This is a genomic window from Burkholderia sp. Bp8998 (assembly GCF_003854235.1).
GTDB lineage: Bacteria > Pseudomonadota > Gammaproteobacteria > Burkholderiales > Burkholderiaceae > Burkholderia.
Map to the genome: position 1 here is coordinate 39,002 of NZ_QTQF01000036.1, position 24,375 is coordinate 63,376.

Below are 24,375 nucleotides of genomic sequence, written 5' to 3' on the forward strand. Positions count from 1 at the left end.
TCAGGTGTCCATCACTGTAGTCCCGTTCGCCTGACGGCTCCATTCGGCCGATCGGGAGATACCGATGCATGCCGAGCCGTTGCTCCGGAACGTTTCGTCACGCCGCCAGCACCGTCACCTCCCCCGCCGTCGCGTCCCGCACCGCCTGCGTGACGATCCGCGCGAGCCGCTCGACGGTCGGCGTCGCCGACGACGTCCGCCGCAGCAGCATCAGCGGCAGGCTCGGCAGTGCCGGCAACCCGGACGACGCCGCGTCGAGCACGCGCACCGCCGCGGGCAGCCCGTAGTGCGAGCGCACCGTCAGCCCGAGGCCGGCCGCCGCCGCGGCCCACAGCCCGGCCAGGCTCGGCGTCGTGAACGCGACGCGCCACGGCACGCCCGCGCGGTCGAGCGCATCGGTCGCCGCGCCGAAGAAGCGGCACGGCCGGTCGAACACGACGAGCGGCAGCGGCTCGCCCGGTGCGCGTATCGCACGAAGACGCGCGGCGCCGTCGTCGGCCGCATCCGCCTGTCCGCCGCCGTCCGGCATGCCATGGCCGCCCGCCCCGACTGCCGCGATCCACTGCATCGGCACCTGCGCGATCGCGTCGCTGTCGATGCCCGCGCGCGACACCAGCGTCGCCGACGCCGGATCGCCCCACACGAGCGCGAGATCGAGCTGGTTCGCGTCGAGCCGCTCGAGCAGTTCGGCATTGCGCGCGACACGCGCCTCGATCCTCACCTTCGGATGCGCACGCGCGAAACGCCCGAGCACATCGGGCAGGATCGCCTCGCCGAAGTCCTCCTGCAGGCCGACCCGCACCCAGCCGTCGAGATTCACGCCGCGCACGGCCGCGGCCGCCTCGTCGTTCAGTTCGATCATCCGCCGCGCATAGCGCAGCATCGCATCGCCGGCGTCGGTCAGCGCGAGCCCGCGCCCGGCCTTCACGAACAGCGGCGTGCCGGCCTGTTCCTCGAGCTTGCGGATCTGCGCACTTACCGCCGACGACGAACGCGCGACGCGATCGGCGGCCTTCGCGAAGCTGCCGAGATCCACGCCCGCGACCAGGCTGCGCAACGCCGCGACGTCAAAGTTCGGCCGAGCCAGCGTGGCGTCGGGTGCCGCGAGCGACGCCGCGCCGTGGGCATTGTCTTGTCCGGACATCTCGACCATCCTGTTTTATCGAACGATTCATCCAATACTTTCCGATTTTCAGGATGAATGTAGGTCGCCACACTGGCGATGTCAATTTCCAAACGGGCCCTGTCGCCATGGATACCTCCTGCCTCGCTTCCCCGTCCTCGCCCGCGCGCGACGCGCGTGGCCCGGCCCATCGCTGGCGCGTGCTCGCGGCCGGCGTCGCGGCGAACATGAGCTTTTCCGCCGCCGCCGCCGGCATTCCGACCACCGCCGTGTGGATGCGCTCGGCCTATCACCTCGACAACGGCGCGCTCGGCCTCGTGCTCGGCGCGCTCGGCTTCGGCGTCGCGCTGTCGGAGCTGCCGTGGGGGATCGCCGCCGACCGCTTCGGCGATCGCCGCGTGCTGCTCACCGGCCTCGTCGCGACCGCCGCGATGCTGGCGCTGATGGTGGTCGCGATCGTCCCGACCGCGCACGCGGTGCCACCGCTCATGCGCGTCGTCGCGGCGATGTGCTGCGTCGGCCTGCTCGGCGGCAGCGTGAACGGCTCGAGCGGCCGCGCGGTGATGCGCTGGTTCGGCGAGCGCGAACGCGGGCTCGCGATGAGCATCCGCCAGACGGCCGTACCGCTCGGCGGCGGTGTCGGGGCGGCGCTGCTGCCGTCGCTCGCGTCGCACGCGGGCTTCGCCGCGGTGTACGGCGCGCTGATGCTGCTGTGTGCCGGATCGGCCGCGCTGACGTGGCGCTGGCTGCACGAACCGGTCGACGCGCCGGCCGCCGCGCGCCGCCCGGTCGGGCAGCAACCGCCGGCCGCGCCCGCGCGCAGTCCGCTTGCGAGCGGCCGCGTCTGGCGCATCGTGCTCGGCATCGGCGCGCTGTGCGCGCCGCAGTTCGCGGTGCTCACCTTCGCGACCGTGTTCCTGCACGATTTCGGCCGGCTCGGCCTCGCCGGCATCAGCGCGGCGATGGTCGCGCTGCAGCTCGGCGCCATGGTGATGCGCGTATGGAGCGGCCGCCATACCGACCGGCACGGCAACCGGCGTGCGTACCTGCGCGGGTCGGTCTGCATCGCGACCGGATCGTTCGCGCTGCTCGCGGCCGCGACCGCCGGCAGCCCGCACGTGCCGCTCGCCGTGATCGTCGCGATCCTCGTGTTCGCCGGCATCTGCGTGTCGGCTTGGCACGGCGTCGCATACACCGAACTCGCGACGCTCGCCGGCGCGAACCACGCAGGCACCGCGCTCGGGATGGCGAATACAATCGTCTATCTCGGGCTGTTCGCGACGCCGCTCGCGATTCCGCCGCTGCTCGCCGTCAGTTCGTGGAGCGTGGTCTGGCTCGCGGCCGCGCTGATCGCAGGCGCGACCTGGCCGCTGTTTGCGCGATAGCGAGCCATCGCGCGGAACACGCGGACGTCGCCGCTCATACCGCACACGCCGCGACGTCCGCGCGACGGCCGCGCACCGTCATGCCGCCTCGCGCGCCGCGCGGCCGGCCGCTCGGCCTCGCGCTGCGCATGCACGGTTCACGCGGGATGCCGCGTCATGTCGAGCCCGATCGCGACGCCCCAGCGATACAGCACCAGCAGGAACGGATCGACGATCGAATGGCCGCCCGGCTCGGCCCACGTGCGGCGATCGGCGAGCGCGGCTTCGATCGTTGCGTTCGCGGCATCGATCAGCTCGCGCCCGTGCGCGCTGATCGCCCCCGAACTCGCGGCCGGCATGCTCGTACGCGTGTCGACGGTGCGCGTGACCGACGTGTATGCGCATTACGTGGTGTGGCGCCCCGATCATCCGCACGAAGCGGCGATCCGCACGTGGCTCGACTGGCTGCGCAGCGAAGTGCGACGCAGGACGCCGCGACGCTGAAACACGGCGCCCGCCTGCGCGGCAAAGCGCGCGAAAGCATTTAGTCGGCTCGACGCAAGCCATTCGCGATCATGCTCCGGTCGCAAACGATTCACCGAATCGTCGCATCGCATCGGCATACTCGAAAACGTTTCCCGATCCGCCAGCCAGGAGAGCAGTCATGCATCGCGTTGCCCTCGTCGTCGTTCTATGTGCCGCCGCCTTCGTCGCCGCCTGCAGCGACGACGCGCCGCACGACGCGCACGCGGCCGACACCTCGCAACAGCCCGGCGCATCGTCCGGCTCCGCGAGCGCATTCAACAGCGACGCGGGCGCGACCGCCGCCGCGTCCGATGCCGCGCCGCTCGCGCCGCCGGTCGTCCACTACCCGCCCGACGATGACGACGACGCCAAGCCCGCGACGAACGCGGGCGCGTCCGGCGTCGCCGCATCGTCGCCGCACTGATCCCACCGTTCCTGTCCCCGTCCCCCCGATCGCAGAACCGAGGTGAAATAACATGACGTCACCCAGCCGCCGCCGTTTCCTGCATACCGTCGCACAGTCAGCGGGCGCGGCCGTCGCGCTCAACGCGTTTCCGGAGTCGATCCGCCGCGCGCTCGCGATTCCGGCCGCGCGCGGCACCGGCACGATCCGCGATGTCCAGCACATCGTCGTGTTCATGCAGGAGAACCGCTCGTTCGACCATTACTTCGGACACCTGCGCGGCGTGCGCGGCTACAACGACCGCTTCCCGATCCCGCTGCCGAACGGCAAGCCGGCGTGGTACCAGCCGTCGAAGGAAGACCCGACGAAACCCGTGCTGCCGTTCCGGCTCGACACGAAGACGACCAGCGCGCAGTGCCTCGGCGCGCTCGACCACTCGTGGGCGAAGACCCACGCGGCGATCGACGGCGGCCGCTACGACCAGTGGCCCGCGAACAAGACCGACATGACGATGGGCTATCACGTGCGCGAGGACATCCCGTTCCACTACGCGCTCGCCGATGCGTTCACCGTATGCGATAACTACTTCTGCTCGCTGCCGGGGCCGACGCACCCGAACCGTTCATACCTGATGACGGGCACGGTCGACCCGACCGGCAAGTTCGGCGGCCCGCTGCTCGACAACGCCGACTACGTCGACGGCGACCTGCCGCCCGCGTACCAGCTGCTGTCGTGGACGACCTTCCCCGAACGGCTCGAGGCGCGCGGCGTGTCGTGGCAGGTCTACCAGCAGGGGCTCACGTGGGCCGATCCGTACAACGGCAACTACGGCACGAACATCCTGCAGAACTTCGCGAACTTCATCAACGCGAAGCCGGGCTCGTCCCTGTACCAGCGCGCGCAGACGGTGCGCACGCTCGACAACCTGAAGGACGACGTGATCAACGACCGGCTGCCGCAGGTGTCGTGGCTGCTGCCGCCCGCGGTGTTCTCCGAGCATCCGAAGTACACGCCCGCGTACGGCGCGAACTACACGTCGCAGATCCTCGACGCGCTGACGTCGAATCCGGACGTGTGGGCGAAGACCGTGCTGTTCATCATGTACGACGAAAACGACGGCTTCTTCGATCACGTCGTGCCGCCGCAGCCGCCGACGTCGGCCGCGCAGGGTGCATCGACCGTGACGACCGACGGCGAGCTGCACACGGTCGTGAATCCCGGCCGCGGCGGCAGCTACACGGCCGACGGACTGCCGTACGGCCTCGGGCCGCGCGTGCCGATGACGGTCGTGTCGCCGTGGTCGAAGGGCGGCTTCGTGTGCTCGCAGGTGTTCGACCACACGTCGGTGATCCGCTTCATCGGCGAACGCTTCGGCGTCGACGAGCCGAACATCACGCCGTGGCGCCGGACCGTCTGCGGCGACCTCACCGCCGCGTTCGACTTCCGCTCGTCGGACGCGACGTTCCCGACACTGCCCGATACGAGCCAGTATCGTTCGATCGCCGACCAGCAATGCACGTCGCAACCGGCGCCCACCGTGCCCGCAACGCCGTCGCCGATCGATCCGCAGGAGCCCGGCGTGCGGCCCGCGCGCGCGCTGCCGTACGAGCTGCATGTGAACGCGAGCATTTACGGCGGCAACATGCTGCGCATCGAGTTCGCGAACCGCGGCAACCAGGGCGCGCACTTCCAGGTGTACGCGACGAACCGCACCGACGGCCCGTGGCGCTACACGGTCGGCGCGCGCCGCGTGCTGCACGCGGACTTCGACCTGACGGAGACGCACGGCGCGTATGCGTTCTCGGTGTACGGGCCGAACGGCTTCGTGCGGATGTTCGCGGGCAACGTGTCGGCCGCGACCGCGCGCCGCCGCAACCAGGCGCAGCCGGAGGTGAAGGCCGGCTACGACATCGCGAACGGCAACCTGTACCTGAAGCTGCGCAACCACGGCAGCGGTCACGTGACGCTGACGCTGACCGACAACGCATACGGCGCGCCGTCGCGGCAGGTCACGCTGCACGGCGGCGACGAGCACGTCGAGCAATGGGCGCTCGCGTCGAGCCACCACTGGTACGACGTGACGGTGAGCGACGGCGCGAACGGCACGTTCTCGCGCCGCTTCGCGGGCCACGTCGAGAACGGCCGGTCGAGCTTCTCGGATCCGGCCGCGATGCAGCCGGTCGCCGCGTCGTAAGCATGGCGGCACGCGCGGCTCGGCACTCGCCGCGCAGCGCGTGCCCGTGAGTGTCAGATCGCGTGCGCGAGCGCGCGGTCGACGAGCGCGGCGTCGAAGCCGTCGTCCGCGTCGCGAAAGCGCAGCGGCGCCGCGCAATGCACCAGCGTGTCGATGAAGTACTTCGCGCGCGGCCACGGCCCGAAACCGGCCGCGGTGTTGATGTGTCCCGCGTCGCCGAGGTTCACGAACGCGCTGCCGAGCCGCTGCGCGAGCGTGCGCGCATCGGCGAGCGGCATCCACGGATCGGTCTCGCTGCCGATCACGATCGACGGCACCGCGAGCCGGCGCGCGTCGAACGGCCCCGCGAACGTGAATTTCTTCGGACTGGCCGGAGCGACGAGCAGCACGCCCGCGACGTCGGCCGCCTGCGGCCATTGCGCGAGCGCATGCGCGGCCGCGAGGCAGCCGAAGCTGTGCGCGGCCAGCACGAACGGGCCGCGCTCGCGGTCGAGCAGCGCGCGCACGGACTGCGCCCAGCGCGCGAGATCGGGAGCCTCCCAGTCGGCCTGTTCGACCCGCAGCGAACGCGGGAACTGCCGCTCCAGCCAGGTCTGCCAGTGGGCGCCTTCGCTGCCGTGCAGGCCCGGAACGGTCACGAGCCGCGGCGGCCACGCCGATTTGCTGCATGCGCGCATGATTGCCCTCGCTTGCTTTGCTTGGAGACGAGGTTCGATTGTGGCGTGGCGCCCTCCGCGGCCGAACCAATATTTTGTGCTTTGCTTTTGCGCGGGACGGCGGCAGGCACGGCCCCCTGCGCGGGCCGCGTGGTGCGGGCCGGCAGCCTCGCGGCGGCGCAACGCGCCGCGAAACCGTAGAATGTGGGCTTCCCGCTTGCCTTGCATCGGATCGCACCGGGGCGCCCCGCGCCGGTTCCGATCGACAGGAGACGCCCGATGTCCGCTACGCCCGCCGGCGCGCTGCGCCCGTTCCATCTCGCCTTTCCCGTGTCGAGCCTCGCCGGCGCGCGCGCGTTCTACGGCGGCCTGCTCGGCTGCCCCGAGGGCCGCAGCTCGGAACACTGGGTCGACTTCGACTTCTTCGGCCACCAGCTCGTCGCGCACCTCGCGCCGGACGAAACCGGCAAAAGCGCGGTGAATCCGGTCGACGGCGACGACGTACCCGTGCGCCATTTCGGCGTCGTGCTGTCGATGGACGAATGGCATGCGCTCGCCGACCGACTGAAGGCCGCCAATACACGCTTCGTGATCGAGCCGCACATCCGCTTCAAGGGCGAGGTTGGCGAGCAGGCGACGATGTTCTTCCTCGATCCGTGCGGCAACGCGCTCGAGTTCAAGGCGTTCGCCGACATCGGCCAGCTGTTCGCGAAGTAAGCGCATGAAGATCCTGTTCTACTCGCCGCACCAGGAAGCCGGCGCATGGCGCGACGCGATCGCGCAGGCGCTGCCCGACGCCGAGCTGCGCGCGTGGCAGCCGGGCGACGCGGCCGCCGCCGACTACGCGCTCGTGTGGCGGGCGCCGCGCGAGCTGTTCGCGCCGCGCGACGGCCTGCGCGCGATCTTCAACCTCGGTGCGGGTGTCGATGCGCTGCTCGCGCTCGACCGCGCGCATCCCGGCACGCTGCCGCGCGACGTGCCGCTGGTGCGCCTCGAGGATTCGGGCATGGCGCGGCAGATGATCGAATACGTGACGCACGCGGTGCTGCGCTACCTGCGCCGCTTCGACGAATACGAGGCGCTGCAGCGCGAGCGCCGCTGGCAGGTGCTCGAGCCGCATCCGCGCGCGCACTTCACCGTCGCGGTGCTCGGCCTCGGCGTGCTCGGCGCACAGGTCGCGCAGGCGCTCGCCGCGCTCGGCCTGCCAGTGCGCGGCTACAGCCGCAGTCCGAAGCAGCTCGACGGTGTCGCGACCTTCGCGGGCGACGGCGCGTTCGACGCGTGCATCGACGGCGCGAATGTGCTCGTGAACCTGCTGCCGAGCACGAACGACACCGACGGAATCCTGTCGGCGCGCACCTTCGCCAGGCTCGCGCCGGGCGCCTACCTGGTGAACGTCGCACGCGGCGCGCATCTCGTCGAGGCCGACCTGCTCGACGCGCTCGCGAGCGGCCGGGTCGCCGCGGCGACGCTCGACGTATTCCAGCACGAACCGCTGCCCGTCGATCACCCGTTCTGGCACGCGCCGCGCATCACGATCACGCCGCACAGCTCGGCCGAGACGCTGCGCGACGAAGCCGTCGAACAGATCGCCGGCAAGATCCGCGCGCTCGAGCGCGGCGAGCGCGTCGGCGGCATCGTCGACTACGCGCGCGGCTACTGAATTCCGCCCTACACAAACTGGAGACAACCATGACGTTCCCCACCGCTGTCAAGATCGTCGAAGTCGGCCCGCGCGACGGGCTGCAGAACGAAAAGACCTTCGTGCCGACCGACGTGAAGATCGCGCTCGTCGACCGGCTGTCGCACGCCGGCTTCCGCAATATCGAGGCCGCATCGTTCGTGTCGCCGAAATGGGTGCCGCAGATGGCCGACGGCGCGGACGTGATGGCCGGCATCGAACGTCGCGCGGGCGCCGTGTATTCGGTGCTCACGCCGAACCTGAAAGGCTTCGAGAATGCGCTCGCCGCACGCGCCGACGAAGTGGTGATCTTCGGCGCGGCGAGCGAGGCGTTCTCGCAGCGCAACATCAACTGCAGCATCGCCGAAAGCATCGCGCGCTTCGAGCCGGTCGCGAAGGCCGCGAAGGATGCCGGCCTGCGGCTGCGCGGCAGCGTGTCGTGCACGCTCGGCTGCCCGTACCAGGGCGAGGTGCCGGTCGCCTCGGTCGTCGACGTCGTCGAACGCTTCGCCGCGCTCGGCTGCGACGAGATCGACATCGCCGACACGATCGGCGTCGGCACGCCGAAGCGCACGCGCGAAGTGCTCGCGGCCGTCACGCGCGTGTTCCCGCGCGAACGGCTGTCGGGCCACTTCCACGACACCTACGGCCAGGCGCTCGCGAACATCTACGCGGCGCTGTTCGAAGGGATCGAGATCTTCCACGCGTCGGTCGCCGGCCTCGGCGGCTGCCCGTACGCGAAGGGCGCGACCGGCAACGTCGCGACCGAGGACGTGCTGTACCTGATGCAGGGCCTCGGCATCGACACCGGCATCGATCTCGCGCAGGTGGTCGCCGCCGGCGACTTCATCTCGACGGCGATCGGCCGGGCGAACGTGTCGCGCGCCGGTCGCGCGCTGCTCGCCAAGGCGCAGAGCGCGGCCGACGCGCCGAGCTGCGTCTGACCCCGACATTCACGGATTCCCCATGACGACACCCACTTCATTCGACGCTCTCCCCGATTCCGCACGACGTGTCGCGCTGCTGTTGCGCGAGCGCGGGCATGCCAAAGGGATCGTGATGCTCGCCGAAACCGGCAAGACCTCCGCCGAGGCCGCGGCCGGGCTCGGCTGCGACGTCGCGCAGATCGCGAAGTCGATCCTGTTTCGCCGCGAATCGGACGGCCTGCCGGTGCTCGTCGTCGCGAGCGGCGTGAACCGCGTCGACGAGAAGAAGGTCGCCGCCCAGGTCGGCGCGGTCGGCCGCGCCGACGCGAAGTTCGTGCGCGACAACACCGGTTACGCGATCGGCGGCGTCTGCCCGATCGGCCATCTCGTCGATCCGGTCACGCTGATCGACGCCGACCTGCTCGAACTGGACAGCCTGTGGGCAGCCGCCGGCCATCCGCACGCGGTGTTCAACCTGTCGCCGCAGGAACTCGTCTCGCTGACGGGCGCGCCGGTCGCCGACGTCGCGCTGCGCAACGACGCATGAGCGACGTGCCGGTACCGGTCGGCACGGTCGCCTCGCCGTGCACCGACGTATGCAGGATCGACCCGCGCACCGACTGGTGCGCGGGCTGCCTGCGCACGCGTGACGAGATCAAGGGATGGCGCGCGTCGGACGACGACGCGAGACGCATGTTGCTTGCGCGGCTCGACGCGCGGCGGCGCCTGCTCGCGCGGAGCGGCGCATAAAAAAATGCCGTTCGGCCTGTCTGGCGAACGGCATGAGATCGGAATCCTGTGAACGTGATCAACGTCACAGCCCGCATCATACGAGCGACGCCGCAGCGTCGCATCGGGTGTTTCCCTACAACTTCTTACAGCATTGTTCGTGCGCAATCCGCGTTCCCGGATCTGGCGCCCACCGGCGTCGGCGGCGGGCCGTGGCGGCAAGCCGTAGCGGCAAGCCGAATCGCACGCCCGTTTCAGTTGCCGACCGCCGCGCGACGCGTCGGCACGATGCGCCAGCCGAGGTTCACGCCGGCCGCCGCCAGCAGGATCAGGAGCGCGCCGAGCACCTGCGTCCACGCGAGCGTCTGCCCGAACGCGACGCGATCGACGATGATCGCGACGACCGGATAGACGAACGACAGCGCGCCCGTCATCGCGACCGGCAGCTTCTGGATCGCGCCGTACAGCAGCACGTACATCAGACCGGTGTTCACGACACCGAGCACGACGAGGTCGAGCCACTGCGCGGCCGTCGCGGGCAACGTGCCGAAGTGCGCGAACGGCGCGAGCAGCACGATGCCGAGGCCGGCCTGCAGCAGCGCGAGCAGGTGCGGCGGCGTGCCCTTCAGGTGCTTGGTGACGATCGACGACACCGCATACAGGAACGCCGCGCCGAGCGACAGCGCGACGCCTTCGAGATATTCGCCGGGCACCGCGAGCACGGCCGGCTCGACACGCACCACGCACACGAGCCCGACGAAGGCGAGCGCGAGCCACGCGATCGTCGACGCGCTGATCCGTTCGCGGAATACGATCGCGCCGAGCGCGACCAGCATGAACGGCTGCGTGTTGTAGACGGCGGTCGCCATCGAGATCGACGCGCGCGAATACGCGGCGAACAGCAGCAGCCAGTTCGTGACGATCGCGACGCTGCCGAGCGCCGCGAGCGCGAGCATGCGCGGCGAGAACAGCGCGCGGCGCAGCAAGCCGAGCGCCGCGCAGACGATCGCGAGCGTCGCGGCGCCGAACAGGCAGCGGAAGAACACGACGTTGGTGAGCGGTTGCTGCGACGACATCACGAGCCAGCCGATCGTGCCGGACATCATCATCGCGACGACCATCTCGGCGGCACCGCGGCGGATTTCGTTCGAGGCCATCATGGACTCCGTTCGACGAGAGAAGATGACTTCGATTCTAGAAACTTGCTTTCCGTGCATCCACGGCTAAACTGAAGCGAAACAACCGATTCACCTTCGAAAGAAAAGCGATCATGTCGAAACGCCTTTCCCCGCCCGCCGTCGCGTCGCTCGACGCGACCGACCGCGCGATCCTCGCGGCGCTCGCCGAGGATGCGCGCATCGCCACCAGCGAACTGGCGCGGCAGATCGGGCTGTCGGCGCCCGCGACCGCCGACCGCGTGCGGCGGCTCGAAGCGCAGGGCGTGATCGCGGGCTTCACCGTCGAGCTCGACCCGCGCGCGCTCGGCTACACGCTGCAGGCGATCGTCCGCGTGAAGCCGCTGCCGGGGCAACTGCATCTCGTCGAGGAACTATTGCGGAGGATTCCGGAATTCGTCGAATGCGACAAGGTGACCGGCGAGGACTGCTTCATCTGCCGGCTCTACCTGCGCACGATCGAGCACCTCGACGACATCCTGTCGAAGGTCACGGAGCGCGCGGAAACGAGCACGGCGATCGTGAAATCGACGCCCGTGCCGCGCCGCCTGCCACCGCTCGTCGACGACGACGCGGCGCGCCGCTGACCGCCACGCGCCGACCGTCGACGCGCGCGCCAGCGCCGCGCTGCCCGCCGCGGCCGGCGCCGCTCACGCGGCCGCGTCGCGCGCCTCGAAGAACGCGAGCAGCTCGTCGATCAGCGCGACGGGCGCCTCTTCCGGGATGTAGTGCCCGCAATCGAGCGCACGGCCGCTGACGTCGCGCGCGACACGCCGCCATTCGTCGAGCGGATCGAAGCAGCGCCCGACGATCCCGTTCTCGCCCCACAACACGCGCAGCGGACACGCGACCTTGTTGCCGCGCTCGAGATCCGCGCGGTCGTGTTCGAGATCGATCGTCGCCGATGCCCGGTAGTCCTCGCACATCGCATGCACGGCGCCCGGCTGCGCGAGCGCGGCGCGATACGCGGCGAGCGCCGCCGGCGCGAACGGCGCGAGCCCGGCGGACCGGTTGCCCATCACGCGCTCGATGTACGCATCGGTGCGGCCTTCGATCAGCGTTTCGGGCAGCGGCGCCGGCTGGATCAGGAAGAACCAGTGGAAATACGCGGTCGCGAACGCGCGGTCGGTCTGCTCGTACATCGCGAGCGTCGGCGCGATGTCGAGCAGCATCATCCGCTCGACGGCCGCCGGATGATCGAGCGCGAGCCGGTGCGCGACGCGCGCGCCGCGATCGTGCGCGCAGACGTGGAATTGCTCGAAGCCGAAATGCCGCATCACGGCGACCTGGTCGGCCGCCATCGCGCGTTTCGAGTACGGCGCGTGCAGTGCGTCGCTCGGCGGCTTGCCCGACGCGCCGTAGCCGCGCAGGTCGGTCGCGATCACCGTGAAGTGATTCGCCAGCGTCGCGGCGACGCGATGCCAGATCATGTGGGTCTGCGGATGACCGTGCAGCAGCAGAAGCGGCGGCCCCGCGCCTCCCTTGACACCGAAGATGTCGGTGTCCCGCACCGTCACGCGAAACGGTGCAAACGCCTCAAACGACATGGTTTGTTTCTCGTTGGTTTGTTATGGCGGTTATTGTAGGAGCGCCCGGCCGGCTGCTGCGCACTGCAGATACCCGAATGCGTAGAAAGAGAACACTCACTCGATAGTCGCCATGCCGCGCAGTTTGTTAAGCTCGCGTAGAATCGCACGACCGTTCGTATTAATATGAATGCGCCGCTGCAACGCTACACTCGAAACACCGTTCGAACGCCAAGCATGGATGCCGGCACCGGCGCGACCGCGCCGGATCCGGCCGCCCCTCGAGACTGGAGACATCACATGGCATTGCCCGCCGTCCTGCAGAACCTGACGCTGCCCGTCATCGCGTCGCCGATGTTCATCGTCAGCTACCCCGAACTCGTGCTCGCGCAATGCAAGGCGGGTATCGTCGGATCGTTTCCCGCGCTCAACGCCCGTCCGGCCGAACTGCTGGACGAGTGGCTCACGCGGATCCAGTCCGAACTCGCCGACCACAAGACGAAGCACCCGGACGCGGTGATCGGCCCGATCGCGGTCAACCAGATCGTCCACCAGTCGAACGTACGGCTCGAGCATGACGTGCGCGTGTGCGTCGAGCACAAGGTGCCGATCTTCATCACGAGCCTGCGCGCGCCGTCGCGCGAGATCGTCGACGCCGTGCACAGCTACGGCGGCATCGTGCTGCACGACGTGATCAACCTGCGCCACGCGCAGAAGGCGCTCGAAGCCGGCGTCGACGGGCTGATCCTCGTCGCGGCCGGCGCCGGCGGCCACGCGGGCACGACGTCGCCGTTCGCGCTCGTCGGCGAAGTGCGCAAGATGTTCGACGGCCCGATCGTGCTGTCCGGCTCGATCGCGAACGGCGGCTCGATCCTCGCCGCGCAGGCGATGGGTGCCGACTTCGCGTACATGGGCACACGCTTCATCGCGACGCAGGAAGCGCATGCGGTCGAGGACTACAAGCACGCGATCCTCAACGCGAAATCGTCCGACATCGTCTACACGAACCTCTTCACCGGCGTGCACGGCAACTACATCCGCGAGAGCATCGAGAAAGCCGGCCTCGATCCGGACGCGCTGCCGGAATCGGACAAGTCGAAGATGAATTTCGGCGGCGACAAGGCGAAGGCGTGGAAGGACATCTGGGGCGCCGGCCAGGGCGTCGGCCTGATGGACGACCTGCCGAGCGTCGGCGCGCTCGTCGAGCGGCTGAAGCGCGAGTACGACGACGCCAAGGCGCGGCTCGGCATCGCACGCTGACCCAGGCTGCGGCGGGTTGCGCCACCGCCGCGCATGACGTCGGACAAAACAAAAAAGCGCGACGGCTCGCGCTTTTTCATGTCCGCGCCGCGGGCGGCCGATGCCGGTCAGCCCGCGCGCTTGATCCGCGTGATCGGCAACACGCGCAGGCGCGACTCGATCGACGGGCACAGCGACTGCCCTTCGAACCGTGCGGCGAGGAAGTCGACGAACGAGCGCACCTTCGCGGACACATGGCGTCGGCTCGCGTACACCGCATAGATCGGCGCCTCGTGCGGCGGCACGGAGTCAAGCAGCACCGGTACGAGCCGGCCCGATTCGATGTCGTCGCCGACCACCTCGGTGCCGAGCAGCGCGATGCCCGCGCCCGCGAGCACGGCCGCGCGCAGCCCCTCGAGATGGTTCACGATCAGGTTGCCGTTCAGGTTCACGCGCGACGCGGCGGCCGCGTCGATCATCAGCGAGTCGAGCATCGTCGAATTCGAATCGCGGCGCAGGTAGTTGTGGTGCGCGAGTTCGGCAATCGTCTGAGGCGTGCCGTGCTTCTCGAGGTACTCGGGAGACGCGACCAGCAGGATGTGCGCGGTCGCGATCTGCCGCGCGACCAGCGACGACGATTTCAGTCCGTTCGGCGCCGCGCGCACCGCGACGTCGTAGCCTTCCTCGATCAGGTCGACCACGCGATCGGACAGCGTCATGTCGACGATCACGTCCGGGAACCGGCCCGCATAATCGGTGACGGCCTGCATCACGTGCCGCAATCCGAACGCGGACAGCGACGTCACGCGCAGGCGGCCCTGCGGCACCACGCTCGCGGCGCCGACCGCCTGCCCGGCTTCGTCGAGTTCCGACAGCGCCTGCACGAGGCGCTCATAGTATTCGCGTCCCGCCTCGGTCGGCGCGACACGTCGTGTCGTGCGATGCAGCAGCCGCGCGCCGAGCTGCTGCTCGAGATGCATCACGTGCTTGCTCGCCATCGCGGCCGACATCTGCATGCGCTCGGCCGCGCCGACGAAGCTGCCCACTTCGACGACGTAGCGAAACACATTCATGCTGACGAGGGTATCCATCGAACTAGCTCGCAATTCCTGGAAATTATGCAATTACGGGATAGGGTAACAAAGGCGAGGAAACAAGAAGGTCAACAAAGGCAAAACGGCGCCGCGGGAAGCGGCGCCGTTTCGGGGCGGAAAGCCGGCTGGCGGAACGCGCGCCGTGCTCGCGCGCGTCCCCAAAAAAAAGAGAATCGTCAGAACTTCGCGCGGATGCCCGCGCCGAACGTGTTGCCGCTCGACAGGCCGCTGATGTGGTCGTTCATGTAAGCCGCGTAGACGTCGGTGCGCTTGGACAGCGGATAGTCGTAGCCGACGGCCCAGGTCTGGCGCGTCTGGTCGAGGCCGCCGCCGTCGCGCGAGTACGCGTACGACGCCATCGCGTTGCCGACGCCGAGCGGCACCGACACGCCGCCCTGTGCGGTATTCACGTGCCAGCTGCCGGCGACCTGGTCGTTCTTCGTATACATGTACTGGCCGAACAGCTTCACGTACTTCAGGTCGTAAGTCGCGCCGACCAGCCCGATGCCCTGGCTCTTCATGCCGGTCACGAGCGAGCTCAGGTCCTGCGGGCCATTGTTGAAGTTCACGTACTGATAGACGGCGGTCGCCGCGAACGGGCCGTTCGCGTAGTTGAACTGCGCGCTCCACTTCTTCGAACGGTTGTCGCCGGCCGTGTTGCCGAGTGCGTACATCGCCGCGAAATTCAGGCCGCCGAACGAAGGCGACGTGTACGACAGCGCGTTGTTCCAGCCCGAATCGCCAACCGCGCCCTGGTCGCTCGGATAGGTCGGGAACGTGCCGAGACCGAGGAACACGTGATACACCATCGGCGAGAAGGTGTACGAATCGTAGAACGGGTTGAACAGGATCGTCGACAGGAACAGGTGCGTCGTCAGGCGGCCCGCCGTCACCGTGCCGTACGGCGAGCTGATGCCGACGTACGCGTTGCGCGCGAAGAACGTATCGCCCTGGAAGCGGCCGAACTGGCCGTTCTGCGCACGGAAGAAGCTTTCCAGCGTGAAGATCGCCTTGTAGCCGTCGCCAAGGTCCTCTGCACCGTGCAGGCCCCAGTACGACGTCGACATCCCGCCGCCCGACACGTTCCATGCGCGATTGCCGCCCGGGAACTTGGTTGCGCCGACCCATTCGTCGACCTGACCGTAGAGCGAGACGCTCGACTGCGCGTGGACGGGTGCGGCTGCCGCCACGCAGGCGGCCGCGGCGATCAGCTTGACGGACGTGCGCGACGCACGGCGAGCGAATGCTTTCATGGAATCTCCAGGTGTTGTCGAATAGTCGATAAGTGGCGCGAGCGTTGTTGTTGGAGCCGATTGCTTGCGTCGAATGGGGCGCAGCCATCTTTACGGATCATTCGTCCGGTCAAAATTGCGCACACTTATTGCGGGTATAGCGGCGGCATTAACTTCGCGGGATCGACACGTGGCCGGGCGCGCCTCGGCGGCCCCGCGCGGAGCGGGCACGTGACGGGACGGCCGCGGGGCGCGCGCGGGCCGGGCGCGAAAGATAGCGCAATGCGGCGGGAAAATCAGCGGAAATCTGCGCGCGACTGTGGCGAATTCGCATCACGGCCGGCGGGGAGGGGGGGACGAATGCGCGGGGCGTTCAGTTTCGGTAGAACGGGGAAAAAAACGGCGAGTGGGAAGGCTCTTCCTGCGCGCGGGGCGGCGGCATCGGACGGCCGCCGCGCTCCTCGTTGTAGCGCGCGACGTCGGCGCGGATCGAGCCCGCACGCAGCGGCACGTTGCCGCCGCCCGGCGGGCGCGGCATCTGGCGGGAATCGGCGCTGATCGGGCGATACGGGCTCTGCGCGGCGTAATGGCCGTAAGACGGCGTCGGCCGCAGGCCCCAGCGGGAACCGTAGCCGCTCACGCCGCCGGCACGCGCGCCGCCCGGCGGCAGCGCCCGGTGCCACACCTGCGCGTTGCCCCCCGGCTGGCCGAACGGGCGCATGTCGCGGCCACCGAAACCGTGACCGAAACCGTGGCCGCCGCCGAACGCCTGGCCGCCGTGCGGCGGTTGCGCGAGCGCAAGCGGCAGCAGCAGCGCGCCGAGCACGCCTGCCACCCATCGTCCGACCTTCAGTTTCACCCGTTCCGTCATCATTCAGTGCCTGTTACCGCTCGCCGCCGGTTGTTCCCGGCCGACGCAAGCCTTTCAGCAGTAATTTATGAGCGGTCCGAAACGGTGTCGAGCCAAAAAGTGTTAGGTCGCCGGCATCGGTGTAACACCATGTTACTGCTAGGTTTTTTCACTTCCGGGCGCGATCGTGACAGAACATTCTTCTGCCGTTTTGCGCACCGGCCGGCGCCCGCGGGCAAGCGTTGTTGTGCAATTGCAGCATGCGATTGAATCATCAATGCATTCACACAATGAATTTGTGTATTGAATAACCCATCGGGACAATATCGGCTTCGCGCGCGCGACATGCGCGTCCGCCGTTTCCGAATCGAGTTCCCCGATGGCCCGTCCCCGTTTCCTTCCCGACAACTTCACGCTCGCGCTCGTCGGTACCGTCGTGTTCGCGAGCCTGCTGCCGTGCCGCGGCCCGGCCGCCCACGCGTTCAACTGGGCGACCAACATCGCGGTCGGCCTGCTGTTCTTCCTGCACGGTGCGAAGCTGTCGCGCGAAGCCGTCGTCGCGGGCGCGACCCACTGGCGGCTGCATGCGGTCGTGCTGCTCAGCACGTTCGCACTGTTCCCGCTGCTCGGCCTCGCGCTGAAGCCCGTGCTGCAGCCGCTCGTCACGCCGACGCTCTATGCCGGCGTGCTGTTCCTGTGCACGCTGCCGTCGACCGTCCAGTCGTCGATCGCGTTCACGTCGATCGCGAAGGGCAACGTGCCGGCCGCGGTGTGCGCGGCGTCCGCGTCGAGCCTGCTCGGGATTTTCGTGACGCCGGCGCTCGTCGGGCTGATGATCACATCGCAGTCGGCCGCGGCCGCGTCGCCGTGGAGCACGGTCGGCAGCATCGTGATGCAGCTGCTCGTGCCGTTCATCGCCGGCCAGCTGCTGCGGCCCGTGATCGGCGGCTGGATCGAACGCAACCGCGGCGTGCTGCGCTTCGTCGACCAGGGCTCGATCCTGCTCGTCGTCTACGTCGCGTTCAGCGAGGCCGTGAACCAGGGGCTGTGGCACCAGATTCCGGCGCGCGCGCTCGGCGGCCTGCTGGTCGTCAACGTCGTGCTGCTCGTGGTCGCGCTGGTGCTGACCACGTTCGTCAGCAAGCGGCTCGGCTTCAACCGGGCCGACCAGATCACGATCATTTTCTGCGGATCGAAGAAGAGCCTCGCGGCCGGCGTGCCGATGGCGAAGGTGATCTTCTCCGCACAGGCGGTCGGCGCGATCGTGCTGCCGCTGATGCTGTTCCACCAGATCCAGCTGATGGCCTGCGCGGCGCTCGCGCAGCGCTGGGGCGCGCGCGACATGAGCGGCGAGCGCGCCGGCGACGAGGGCGCTGCCGGCGCCGCACGCGGGCGCGGTGCGCTGAGCGCGGGCAAGCGCTGACGCGCGCGACAGCGCGGCTGGCATGGCTGGCCGCGCTGGTGTAGTCGTTTCTTTCGTTCCACCTCCCGCTTCCCGTCTCCCCCACTTCCTCCGCCGCGCCGCCGCCCCCTCAGCCCGACGCGACACATGCACCATCGACGCGCATCGCGTCACGAAATCTTCATTCAACTCTCCGCGCGCGCTGCCGTTAAAGTCGGGCGTCCCGCCGTCTCGGCCGCCCACGCCCACGCCCATGCCCGCGCCCCATCCCGCCCCGTCCGCCGCCCCCACCCCCCGCCTGATCGCGGAACGCGCGCTCGCGGCCGTGTTCCAGCCGATCGTCGACCTCGGGTCGGGCACGGTCGTCGGTTACGAAGGCCTGATCCGCGGCCCGCGCGGCACCGACCTCGAGCCACCGGCCGCGCTGTTCGCGCAGGCCGCCCGCGACGGCACGACCGTCGCGCTCGAACAGGCGGCCGCGCTCACCTGCCTTGACGCATTCGCGGCGCTCGGCTGCGACGGCAAGCTGTTCCTCAACTTCAGCGCAGGCACGATCCTGCAACTCGCGCGCGAACGCGAGCGCGCGCGGCAGTTGCTCGTCCGTGCGCGGATCGGCGCCCAGCGCATCGTGATCGAGCTGACCGAGCAGACCGCGCTGCCGGACGTCGCGCGCATCGGGCCGGCGGTCGCCTCGCTGCGCGACGCCGGCATCCAGTTCGCGCTCGACGACTACGGCACCGCGAACGCGAGCATGAACCTGTGGCTGCGCCTGCACCCGGATGTCGTGAAGATCGACCGCTTCTTCATCCACGACATCGCGCGCGATCCGCTCAAGTTCGAGGCGGTCAGGGCGATGCAGCACTTCGCGCACGCGAGCGGCGCGCAATTGATCGCGGAAGGGATCGAGAACGAGTGCGACCTGATCGTCGTGCGCGACATGGGCATCTGCTGCGCGCAGGGCTTCCTGCTCGGCCGGCCGGACGCGCAACCGTCGCCGGTCGTCGCGCCGGCCGCGCGCGACGCGATCCGCACCCCGCACATCGCGGTGTTTCCCGGTGCGACCCGCGCCGTGCGGCCGGCCGGCACGATCGCGGCAAAGATGCTCGTCCCCGCGCCGGCGCTGCCGCGCGATGCCACCAGCAACGACGTGCTCGACCTGTTCAACCGGATGCCCGCCCTCCACGCGGTCGCGCTCGTCGAACGCGGGCGGCCGGTCGCGCTCGTGAACCGGCGCGGCTTCATCGACCGCTTCGCGCTGCCGTACCACCGCGAGGTGTTCGGGAAGAAACCGTGCCTGCAGTTCGCGAACGACGCGCCGCTGATGATCGACAACGCGACGACGGTCGAACAGCTCGCGATGCTGCTCGCGAGCCACGACCAGCGCTACCTCGCGGACGGCTTCGTGATCACCGAGCACGGCCGCTACGTCGGGCTGGGCACCGGCGAGAGCCTCGTGCGCGCGGTGACCGAAATGCGCATCGAGGCCGCGCGCTACGCCAATCCGCTGACGTTCCTGCCCGGCAACATCCCGATCAGCGCGCACATCGAGCGCCTGCTGGCGCACGACGCAGGCTTCCACGCGTGCTACGTCGACCTGAACCAGTTCAAGCCGTTCAACGACCAGTACGGCTACTGGCAGGGCGACGAAGTGCTGAAGTTCGCGGCGACGGTGCTGGCTGGCGTGTGCGATCCGCAGCGCGACTTTCTCGGGCACGTCGGCGGCGACGATTTCCTCGTGCTGTTCCAGCGCGACGACTGGCACGCGCGCGCGGCCGACGCGATCGCGCGCTTCAACGACGGCGCGCAGCGCTTCTACACGCAGGCCGACCGGCTGGCGGGCGGGCTGCGCGGCGAGGATCGCCACGGCAACCCCGCGTTCTTCGGCTTCGTGACGATGGCGATCGGCGCGGTCGGCGTGCCGGCCGGCGCGAACGGCGCGATGCGCTACGGCAGCGACGAGATCGCGTCGGTCGCGGCGCTCGCGAAGCGGCGCGCGAAACAGCAGCCGGGCGGACTCGCGGTGGTCGATCTCGACGCGGGCCGCGCGGCGTTGCGCGATCGCGGCGAGCCGCCGCACGCGGCGGCGGGCTGACCGGCGGGCAGCTGCCGGTCGCAGGCAGGTCGCCGGCCCGCCCGAACGACGTCGGCGGTGCGGCGCCAGCGTGGCGGGCCGCTTCCCGGCAACCGCCAGCCGATCGCCCCGCCCGACTCGTTCACGCCGGGCATCTGAACGCGCCCGGCCGACGCCCTCCCGCCGCCACATTCCCTGCGACCACCTTGCCTTTTTCGCGTTTTGTTTAGTATTTTTAGTAACGGCGTTTTCGCAGATTAGCACGTAAAAAACCCGTTATTTCCGGGTATTCCCCGGTAATCCGGCCCGAATTTGGCGCTGTGTTTTACTATACAATCGCCGTCACCCTAAACAAATCGAACCCCGAACGATGGGCACCACCATTCGCGACGTAGCGCGGGCGGCAGAGGTCTCGATCGGCACCGTCTCCCGCGCGCTGAAAAACCAGCCGGGCCTCTCCGAAGCCACGCGGGCGCGCATCGTCGAGATCGCGCAGCGGCTCGGTTACGATCCGGCACAATTGCGGCCGCGCATCCGCCGGCTCACTTTCCTGCTGCACCGTCAGCACAACCGCTTTCCCGCCAGCCCGTTCTTCTCGCACGTGCTGCACGGCGTCGAGGACGCGTGCCGCGAGCGCGGCATCGTGCCGACGCTGCTCACGGTCGGCCCGAACGACGACGTGCTGCGCCAGATGCGCCCGCACGCGCCCGACGCGATCGCGGTGGCCGGCTTCATCGAGCCCGAGACGATCGAGGCGCTCGCCGCGACCGGCCGGCCGCTCGTGCTGATCGACCTGTGGGCGCCCGGCCTGCGCTCGGTGAACATCGACAACGCGACGGGCGCGGCGCTCGCGATGCGCCACCTGCTCGCCAGCGGCCGCTCGCGGATCGCGTTCATCGGCGGCTCGGCCGCGCACTACAGCATCGCGCAGCGCGCGATCGGCTACCGGCGCGCGTTCTTCGAAGCCGGGCGGCTGTTCGATCCCGCCTACGAAGTGACGATCGACGCCGGGCTCGACCCCGACACCGGCGCCGCGCGCGCGATGCAGCAGCTGCTCGATGCGCCGGGCCCGCGCCCGGACGCCGTGTTCGCGTACAACGACGCCGCCGCGCTGGCCGCGCAGCGCGTGTGCATCGCGCGCGGCGTGCGGATTCCGGAAGACATCGCGATCGTCGGCTTCGACGACATCCCGGCCGCCGCGCACGCGAACCCGCCGCTCACGACGCTCGCCGTCGACAAGGAAGCGCTCGGCCGCCGTGGCGTCGAACTGCTGCTCGCGGAAGCGCCCGAGCACACGGAGATCTCCCTGCCCGTCGAGCTGATCGTGCGGGCCAGCAGCCAGCCCGCCGGCTCGCCGGCATTCGATACCGCGACGGTCACCGAATCATGAACATGCCCCCGGTCCAATCCCCCTCGGCCACGCCGGCCAACCACGCGCAAACGGCACCGTTCGTCGCGAGCTTCCGCGATCCGTCGTTCCTGCTGTCGCACATCGAGGACACGCTGCGCTTCTACGCGACGAACGCGTTCGACCCGACGGGCGGCTTCTACCATTACTTCCGCGACGACGGGAGCATCTACAACCGCACGTCGCGGCACCTGGTCAGCAGCTGCCGGTTCGTCTTCAACTACGCGATGGCGTACCGGCATTTCGGCGATCCGCGCCATCTCGAGCATGCGCGGCACGGGCTGCGCTTCCTGCGCGACGCGCACTGGGACGAAGCGCTGCAGGGCTACGACTGGGAACTCGACTGGCGCGACGGCGCGAAGCGCGCGACGCTCGACGGCACGCGCCACTGCTACGGGCTCGCGTTCGTGCTGCTGGCCGCCGCGCATGCGACGATGGCCGGCATCGACGAGGCGCGCGCGCTGATCGCGTCGACCTACGAGCTCGCCGAACACCGCTTCTGGGATGCGGCAGCAGGCCTCTACGCAGACGATGCGACGCCGAACTGGAACGTGTCGTCGTACCGCGGCCAGAACGCGAACATGCACATGACGGAAGCGCTGCTCGCCGCGTACGAGGCGACCGGCCACCTCACCTATCTCGATCGTGCCGAAAAGCTCGCGACCCACATCACGCAGCGCCAGGCTTCGCTGTCGGGGGGCCTCGTGTGGGAGCACTACCACGCGGACTGGTCGGTCGACTGGGACTACAACAAGGAAGACAGCTCGAACATCTTCCGCCCGTGGGGCTTCCAGCCGGGACACCAGACCGAATGGGCGAAGCTGCTGCTGATCCTGGAGCGGCACCGCCCGCTCGACTGGCTCGTGCCGCGCGCGGCCGAGCTGTTCGACGCGGCGCTCGCGCACGCGTGGGATGCCGATCACGGCGGCCTCTGCTACGGCTTCGGCCCCGACTTCACGATCTGCGACCACAACAAGTATTTCTGGGTGCAGGCGGAAACCTTCGCGGCGGCCGCGATGCTCGGCGCGCGCACCGGCAGCGAGCGCTTCTGGGACTGGTACGACGAGATCTGGCGCTACAGCTGGGCGCATTTCGTCGATCACCGCTACGGCGCGTGGTACCGGATCCTCACCTGCGACAACCGCAAGTACAGCGACGAGAAGAGCCCGGCCGGCAAGACCGACTATCACACGATGGGCGCATGCTACGACGTGCTCGCGACCCTCGCGCGCGCGGCGCGCAGCGAGCCGACGCAATGAGCGGCGGCACCTTTCCGGCCTTCGTGTCGGCGGGCGACATCCTGACCGACATGGTGCGCGCGGGCGACGCGCAGTGGACGTCGGTGCCGGGCGGCGCCGGCTGGAACGTCGCGCGCGCGGTCGCGCGGCTCGGCGTGCCGAGCGCGCTCGCGGGCGCGATCGGCGAGGACTGCTTCTCCGACGTGCTGTGGCGCACCAGCGAGGCGGCCGGGCTCGACCTGCGCTTCCTGCAGCGCGTGCCGCGTGCGCCGCTGCTCGCGATCGTCCACGAAACGCGGCCGCCCGCCTACTTCTTCATCGGCGAAGCGAGCGCGGATCTCGCGTTCGATCCGGCGCGGCTGCCTGCCGGCTGGGCCGAACACGTGAATTGGGCGCACTTCGGCTGCATCAGCCTGGTGCGCGAACCGCTCGCGGGCACACTCGTCGCGCTCGCGGCCGACCTGCACGCGCGCGGCGTGAAGATCAGCTTCGATCCGAACTACCGGAACCTGATGACGGCCGCGTACCGGTCGACGCTCGCGAAGATGGCCGCGCTCGCCGACCTGATCAAGGTGTCCGACGAGGACCTGCGCCACCTGTTCGGCGGCGACGGCCCCGACGCGGTCGAGGCCGTGCGCGCGCTGAATCCGCGCGCGGCCGTGCTGGTCACGCGCGGCGCGCAGGCGGCGACGCTCCACGCGGACGGCGAGGTGCTCGAGGCCAGCCCGCCGCGCGTCGAGGTGGTCGACACCGTCGGCGCGGGCGACGCGTCGATCGGCGGCATGCTGTTCAGCCTGATGGCCGCGCCGCAGCGGTCGTGGCGCGAGCATCTCGCGTTCGCGCTCGCGGCGGGCGCCGCCGCCTGCCGGCATACGGGCGCGCACGCGCCGACGCTCGACGAGGTCGTCGCGCTGCTCGACCGGTGACGGGATGATGACGGCGCGCTGATCGGTCGCCGATAAGCGGCGCTGTACATGCTGCGCCGCAGTGCTACGATGAAGTGTGCTATTGCGGGAGAGGCACGATGGACACGAACACGTTCACGAAGGGCATCTACACGGCCAAGGCGCATACGCAGCACGCCGCCAACGGACAGTTCCAGGGCTACGTGATCCTCGCGCGGGACGACGGCGACGAGACGGAGAACGTGCGCTACGACGTCCATTCGACGAGCCCGAGCGAGGAAGAGGCGTTCGACGAAGCGAAGGCGCTCGCACACCGGATCCTCGGCGAAATCGAGCTGTAATGCGCCGAGCGATCGCGCGCGCCGTGGCCGGACCGCGACGCGCCGTCTTCGGCGCGGCTCGAGGCAACCGCACCATCATCGGCACTGCCGTCAGAGCAGCCGCGCCACCATCGACACCAGCATCGTCAGCACCAGCGTCGACATGAACGGGAACGGGTAGCGCCGCCCGCCGAGCGTCAGCGTGACGTCGCCCGGCATCCGCCCGATGCCGAACTTGCCGAGCCACGGCCAGCAGCGCGTCAGGATCATCACCGCGACGAACGACGCCATCAGCCAGCGCAGCATCCCGGCTC

The 24,375-nt window shown here is 69.4% G+C and carries 24 protein-coding genes and 2 pseudogenes; 17 read left to right on the top strand and 9 right to left on the bottom strand.

The window, feature by feature from the left end; translation table 11 throughout:
• Positions 1-97: 97 nt before the first annotated feature.
• Positions 98-1,144: a LysR substrate-binding domain-containing protein gene (locus tag DIE06_RS28875; protein WP_124664331.1), complete on the bottom strand. Its 1,047-nt coding sequence runs from the start codon at positions 1,142-1,144 to the stop codon at positions 98-100.
• Between the two features lie 107 nt (positions 1,145-1,251).
• Between DIE06_RS28875 and DIE06_RS28880 the strand changes: the two genes are divergently transcribed.
• Positions 1,252-2,508 carry an MFS transporter gene (locus DIE06_RS28880; RefSeq protein WP_124664332.1) on the top strand — a complete coding sequence of 419 codons (1,257 nt, stop codon included), beginning with the start codon at positions 1,252-1,254 and terminating at the stop codon, positions 2,506-2,508.
• A gap of 71 nt (positions 2,509-2,579) precedes the next feature.
• Here the strand turns inward: DIE06_RS28880 and DIE06_RS28885 are convergent.
• Positions 2,580-2,837: pseudogene (locus DIE06_RS28885) on the bottom strand (glutathione S-transferase); the annotation flags it as partial.
• On the opposite strand from DIE06_RS28885, the pseudogene DIE06_RS28890 reads away from it, so the two are divergent.
• The 3 genes and pseudogenes from DIE06_RS28890 to DIE06_RS28900 all read left to right on the top strand — a co-directional run.
• Positions 2,815-2,991, top strand: a pseudogene (locus DIE06_RS28890) (LysR family transcriptional regulator); the annotation flags it as partial. The pseudogenes DIE06_RS28885 and DIE06_RS28890 sit on opposite strands and share 23 nt — an antisense overlap.
• Before the next feature lie 160 nt (positions 2,992-3,151).
• Complete coding sequence (locus DIE06_RS28895) at positions 3,152-3,436, top strand: hypothetical protein (protein ID WP_124664333.1); 285 nt, start codon at positions 3,152-3,154, stop codon at positions 3,434-3,436.
• Between the two features lie 52 nt (positions 3,437-3,488).
• Positions 3,489-5,609: a phosphocholine-specific phospholipase C gene (locus DIE06_RS28900; protein WP_124664334.1), complete on the top strand. Its 2,121-nt coding sequence runs from the start codon at positions 3,489-3,491 to the stop codon at positions 5,607-5,609.
• Positions 5,610-5,662: 53 nt separating this feature from the next.
• Here DIE06_RS28900 and DIE06_RS28905 read toward each other — a convergent pair whose 3' ends face one another.
• Entirely contained in the window at positions 5,663-6,286 is a 624-nt protein-coding gene (locus DIE06_RS28905) for an alpha/beta hydrolase (RefSeq protein ID WP_124664335.1), read from the bottom strand.
• Between the two features lie 258 nt (positions 6,287-6,544).
• Between DIE06_RS28905 and DIE06_RS28910 the strand changes: the two genes are divergently transcribed.
• Genes DIE06_RS28910 through DIE06_RS28930 form a run of 5 tightly spaced genes read left to right on the top strand, consistent with a single transcriptional unit; the run spans position 6,545 to position 9,622 of the window.
• Positions 6,545-6,982, top strand: a complete 438-nt coding sequence (locus tag DIE06_RS28910; protein WP_185733499.1) for a VOC family protein — start codon at positions 6,545-6,547, stop codon at positions 6,980-6,982.
• 4 nt (positions 6,983-6,986) lie between these two features.
• Positions 6,987-7,928, top strand: a complete 942-nt coding sequence (locus DIE06_RS28915; protein WP_124664336.1) for a glyoxylate/hydroxypyruvate reductase A — start codon at positions 6,987-6,989, stop codon at positions 7,926-7,928.
• Between the two features lie 29 nt (positions 7,929-7,957).
• The gene (locus DIE06_RS28920) at positions 7,958-8,890 is read left to right on the top strand and encodes a hydroxymethylglutaryl-CoA lyase (protein WP_124664337.1); all 933 of its coding nucleotides are present in this window, start codon (positions 7,958-7,960) and stop codon (positions 8,888-8,890) included.
• Positions 8,891-8,912: 22 nt separating this feature from the next.
• A complete protein-coding gene (locus DIE06_RS28925; protein WP_124664338.1) occupies positions 8,913-9,419 on the top strand; it encodes a YbaK/EbsC family protein in 507 nt (168 codons plus the stop codon).
• Positions 9,416-9,622, top strand: coding sequence for a DUF1289 domain-containing protein (locus DIE06_RS28930; protein ID WP_059511865.1), 207 nt, complete (start codon positions 9,416-9,418; stop codon positions 9,620-9,622). Before DIE06_RS28925 ends, DIE06_RS28930 begins: the two co-directional genes overlap by 4 nt.
• A gap of 233 nt (positions 9,623-9,855) precedes the next feature.
• Here DIE06_RS28930 and DIE06_RS28935 read toward each other — a convergent pair whose 3' ends face one another.
• Entirely contained in the window at positions 9,856-10,758 is a 903-nt protein-coding gene (locus tag DIE06_RS28935; protein ID WP_124664366.1) for a DMT family transporter, read from the bottom strand.
• 113 nt (positions 10,759-10,871) lie between these two features.
• Between DIE06_RS28935 and DIE06_RS28940 the strand changes: the two genes are divergently transcribed.
• On the top strand, positions 10,872-11,363 hold the full coding sequence (locus DIE06_RS28940; RefSeq protein WP_124664339.1) for an Lrp/AsnC family transcriptional regulator: 492 nt from the start codon (positions 10,872-10,874) through the stop codon (positions 11,361-11,363).
• 63 nt (positions 11,364-11,426) lie between these two features.
• Here the strand turns inward: DIE06_RS28940 and DIE06_RS28945 are convergent, their stop codons facing one another.
• Positions 11,427-12,323: an alpha/beta fold hydrolase gene (locus DIE06_RS28945; RefSeq protein ID WP_124664340.1), complete on the bottom strand. Its 897-nt coding sequence runs from the start codon at positions 12,321-12,323 to the stop codon at positions 11,427-11,429.
• 279 nt (positions 12,324-12,602) lie between these two features.
• Between DIE06_RS28945 and DIE06_RS28950 the strand changes: the two genes are divergently transcribed.
• Complete coding sequence (locus DIE06_RS28950; RefSeq protein ID WP_124664341.1) at positions 12,603-13,562, top strand: nitronate monooxygenase family protein; 960 nt, start codon at positions 12,603-12,605, stop codon at positions 13,560-13,562.
• Between the two features lie 107 nt (positions 13,563-13,669).
• Here the strand turns inward: DIE06_RS28950 and DIE06_RS28955 are convergent, their stop codons facing one another.
• The 3 genes from DIE06_RS28955 to DIE06_RS28965 all read right to left on the bottom strand — a co-directional run bounded on the left by DIE06_RS28955 (position 13,670) and on the right by DIE06_RS28965 (position 16,738).
• Positions 13,670-14,632 (bottom strand): LysR family transcriptional regulator, encoded by a 963-nt coding sequence (locus DIE06_RS28955; RefSeq protein WP_124664342.1) that lies wholly within the window; start codon positions 14,630-14,632, stop codon positions 13,670-13,672.
• Positions 14,633-14,811: 179 nt separating this feature from the next.
• On the bottom strand, positions 14,812-15,888 hold the full coding sequence (locus DIE06_RS28960) for a porin (protein WP_124664343.1): 1,077 nt from the start codon (positions 15,886-15,888) through the stop codon (positions 14,812-14,814).
• Between the two features lie 352 nt (positions 15,889-16,240).
• Positions 16,241-16,738, bottom strand: coding sequence for a peptide-binding protein (locus DIE06_RS28965; RefSeq protein ID WP_185733500.1), 498 nt, complete (start codon positions 16,736-16,738; stop codon positions 16,241-16,243).
• Positions 16,739-17,096: 358 nt separating this feature from the next.
• Between DIE06_RS28965 and DIE06_RS28970 the strand changes: the two genes are divergently transcribed.
• The 6 genes from DIE06_RS28970 (at position 17,097) to DIE06_RS28995 (ending at position 24,082) form a co-directional block, all read left to right on the top strand.
• Positions 17,097-18,140, top strand: a complete 1,044-nt coding sequence (locus DIE06_RS28970; protein WP_124664345.1) for a bile acid:sodium symporter family protein — start codon at positions 17,097-17,099, stop codon at positions 18,138-18,140.
• A 232-nt stretch (positions 18,141-18,372) separates the two neighbouring features.
• Positions 18,373-20,211 (top strand): EAL domain-containing protein, encoded by a 1,839-nt coding sequence (locus DIE06_RS28975; RefSeq protein ID WP_124664346.1) that lies wholly within the window; start codon positions 18,373-18,375, stop codon positions 20,209-20,211.
• A 349-nt stretch (positions 20,212-20,560) separates the two neighbouring features.
• Positions 20,561-21,580 carry a LacI family DNA-binding transcriptional regulator gene (locus DIE06_RS28980; protein ID WP_124664347.1) on the top strand — a complete coding sequence of 340 codons (1,020 nt, stop codon included), beginning with the start codon at positions 20,561-20,563 and terminating at the stop codon, positions 21,578-21,580.
• Positions 21,577-22,857: an AGE family epimerase/isomerase gene (locus tag DIE06_RS28985; protein WP_124664348.1), complete on the top strand. Its 1,281-nt coding sequence runs from the start codon at positions 21,577-21,579 to the stop codon at positions 22,855-22,857. Before DIE06_RS28980 ends, DIE06_RS28985 begins: the two co-directional genes overlap by 4 nt.
• Positions 22,854-23,762: a carbohydrate kinase gene (locus tag DIE06_RS28990; protein WP_124664349.1), complete on the top strand. Its 909-nt coding sequence runs from the start codon at positions 22,854-22,856 to the stop codon at positions 23,760-23,762. The genes DIE06_RS28985 and DIE06_RS28990 overlap by 4 nt, the downstream gene beginning before the upstream one ends.
• 98 nt (positions 23,763-23,860) lie before the next feature.
• Positions 23,861-24,082, top strand: coding sequence for a hypothetical protein (locus DIE06_RS28995; RefSeq protein WP_124664350.1), 222 nt, complete (start codon positions 23,861-23,863; stop codon positions 24,080-24,082).
• Between the two features lie 90 nt (positions 24,083-24,172).
• Here DIE06_RS28995 and DIE06_RS29000 read toward each other — a convergent pair whose 3' ends face one another.
• Positions 24,173-24,367 carry a DUF2905 domain-containing protein gene (locus DIE06_RS29000; RefSeq protein WP_057928625.1) on the bottom strand — a complete coding sequence of 65 codons (195 nt, stop codon included), beginning with the start codon at positions 24,365-24,367 and terminating at the stop codon, positions 24,173-24,175.
• Positions 24,368-24,375: the final 8 nt, after the last annotated feature.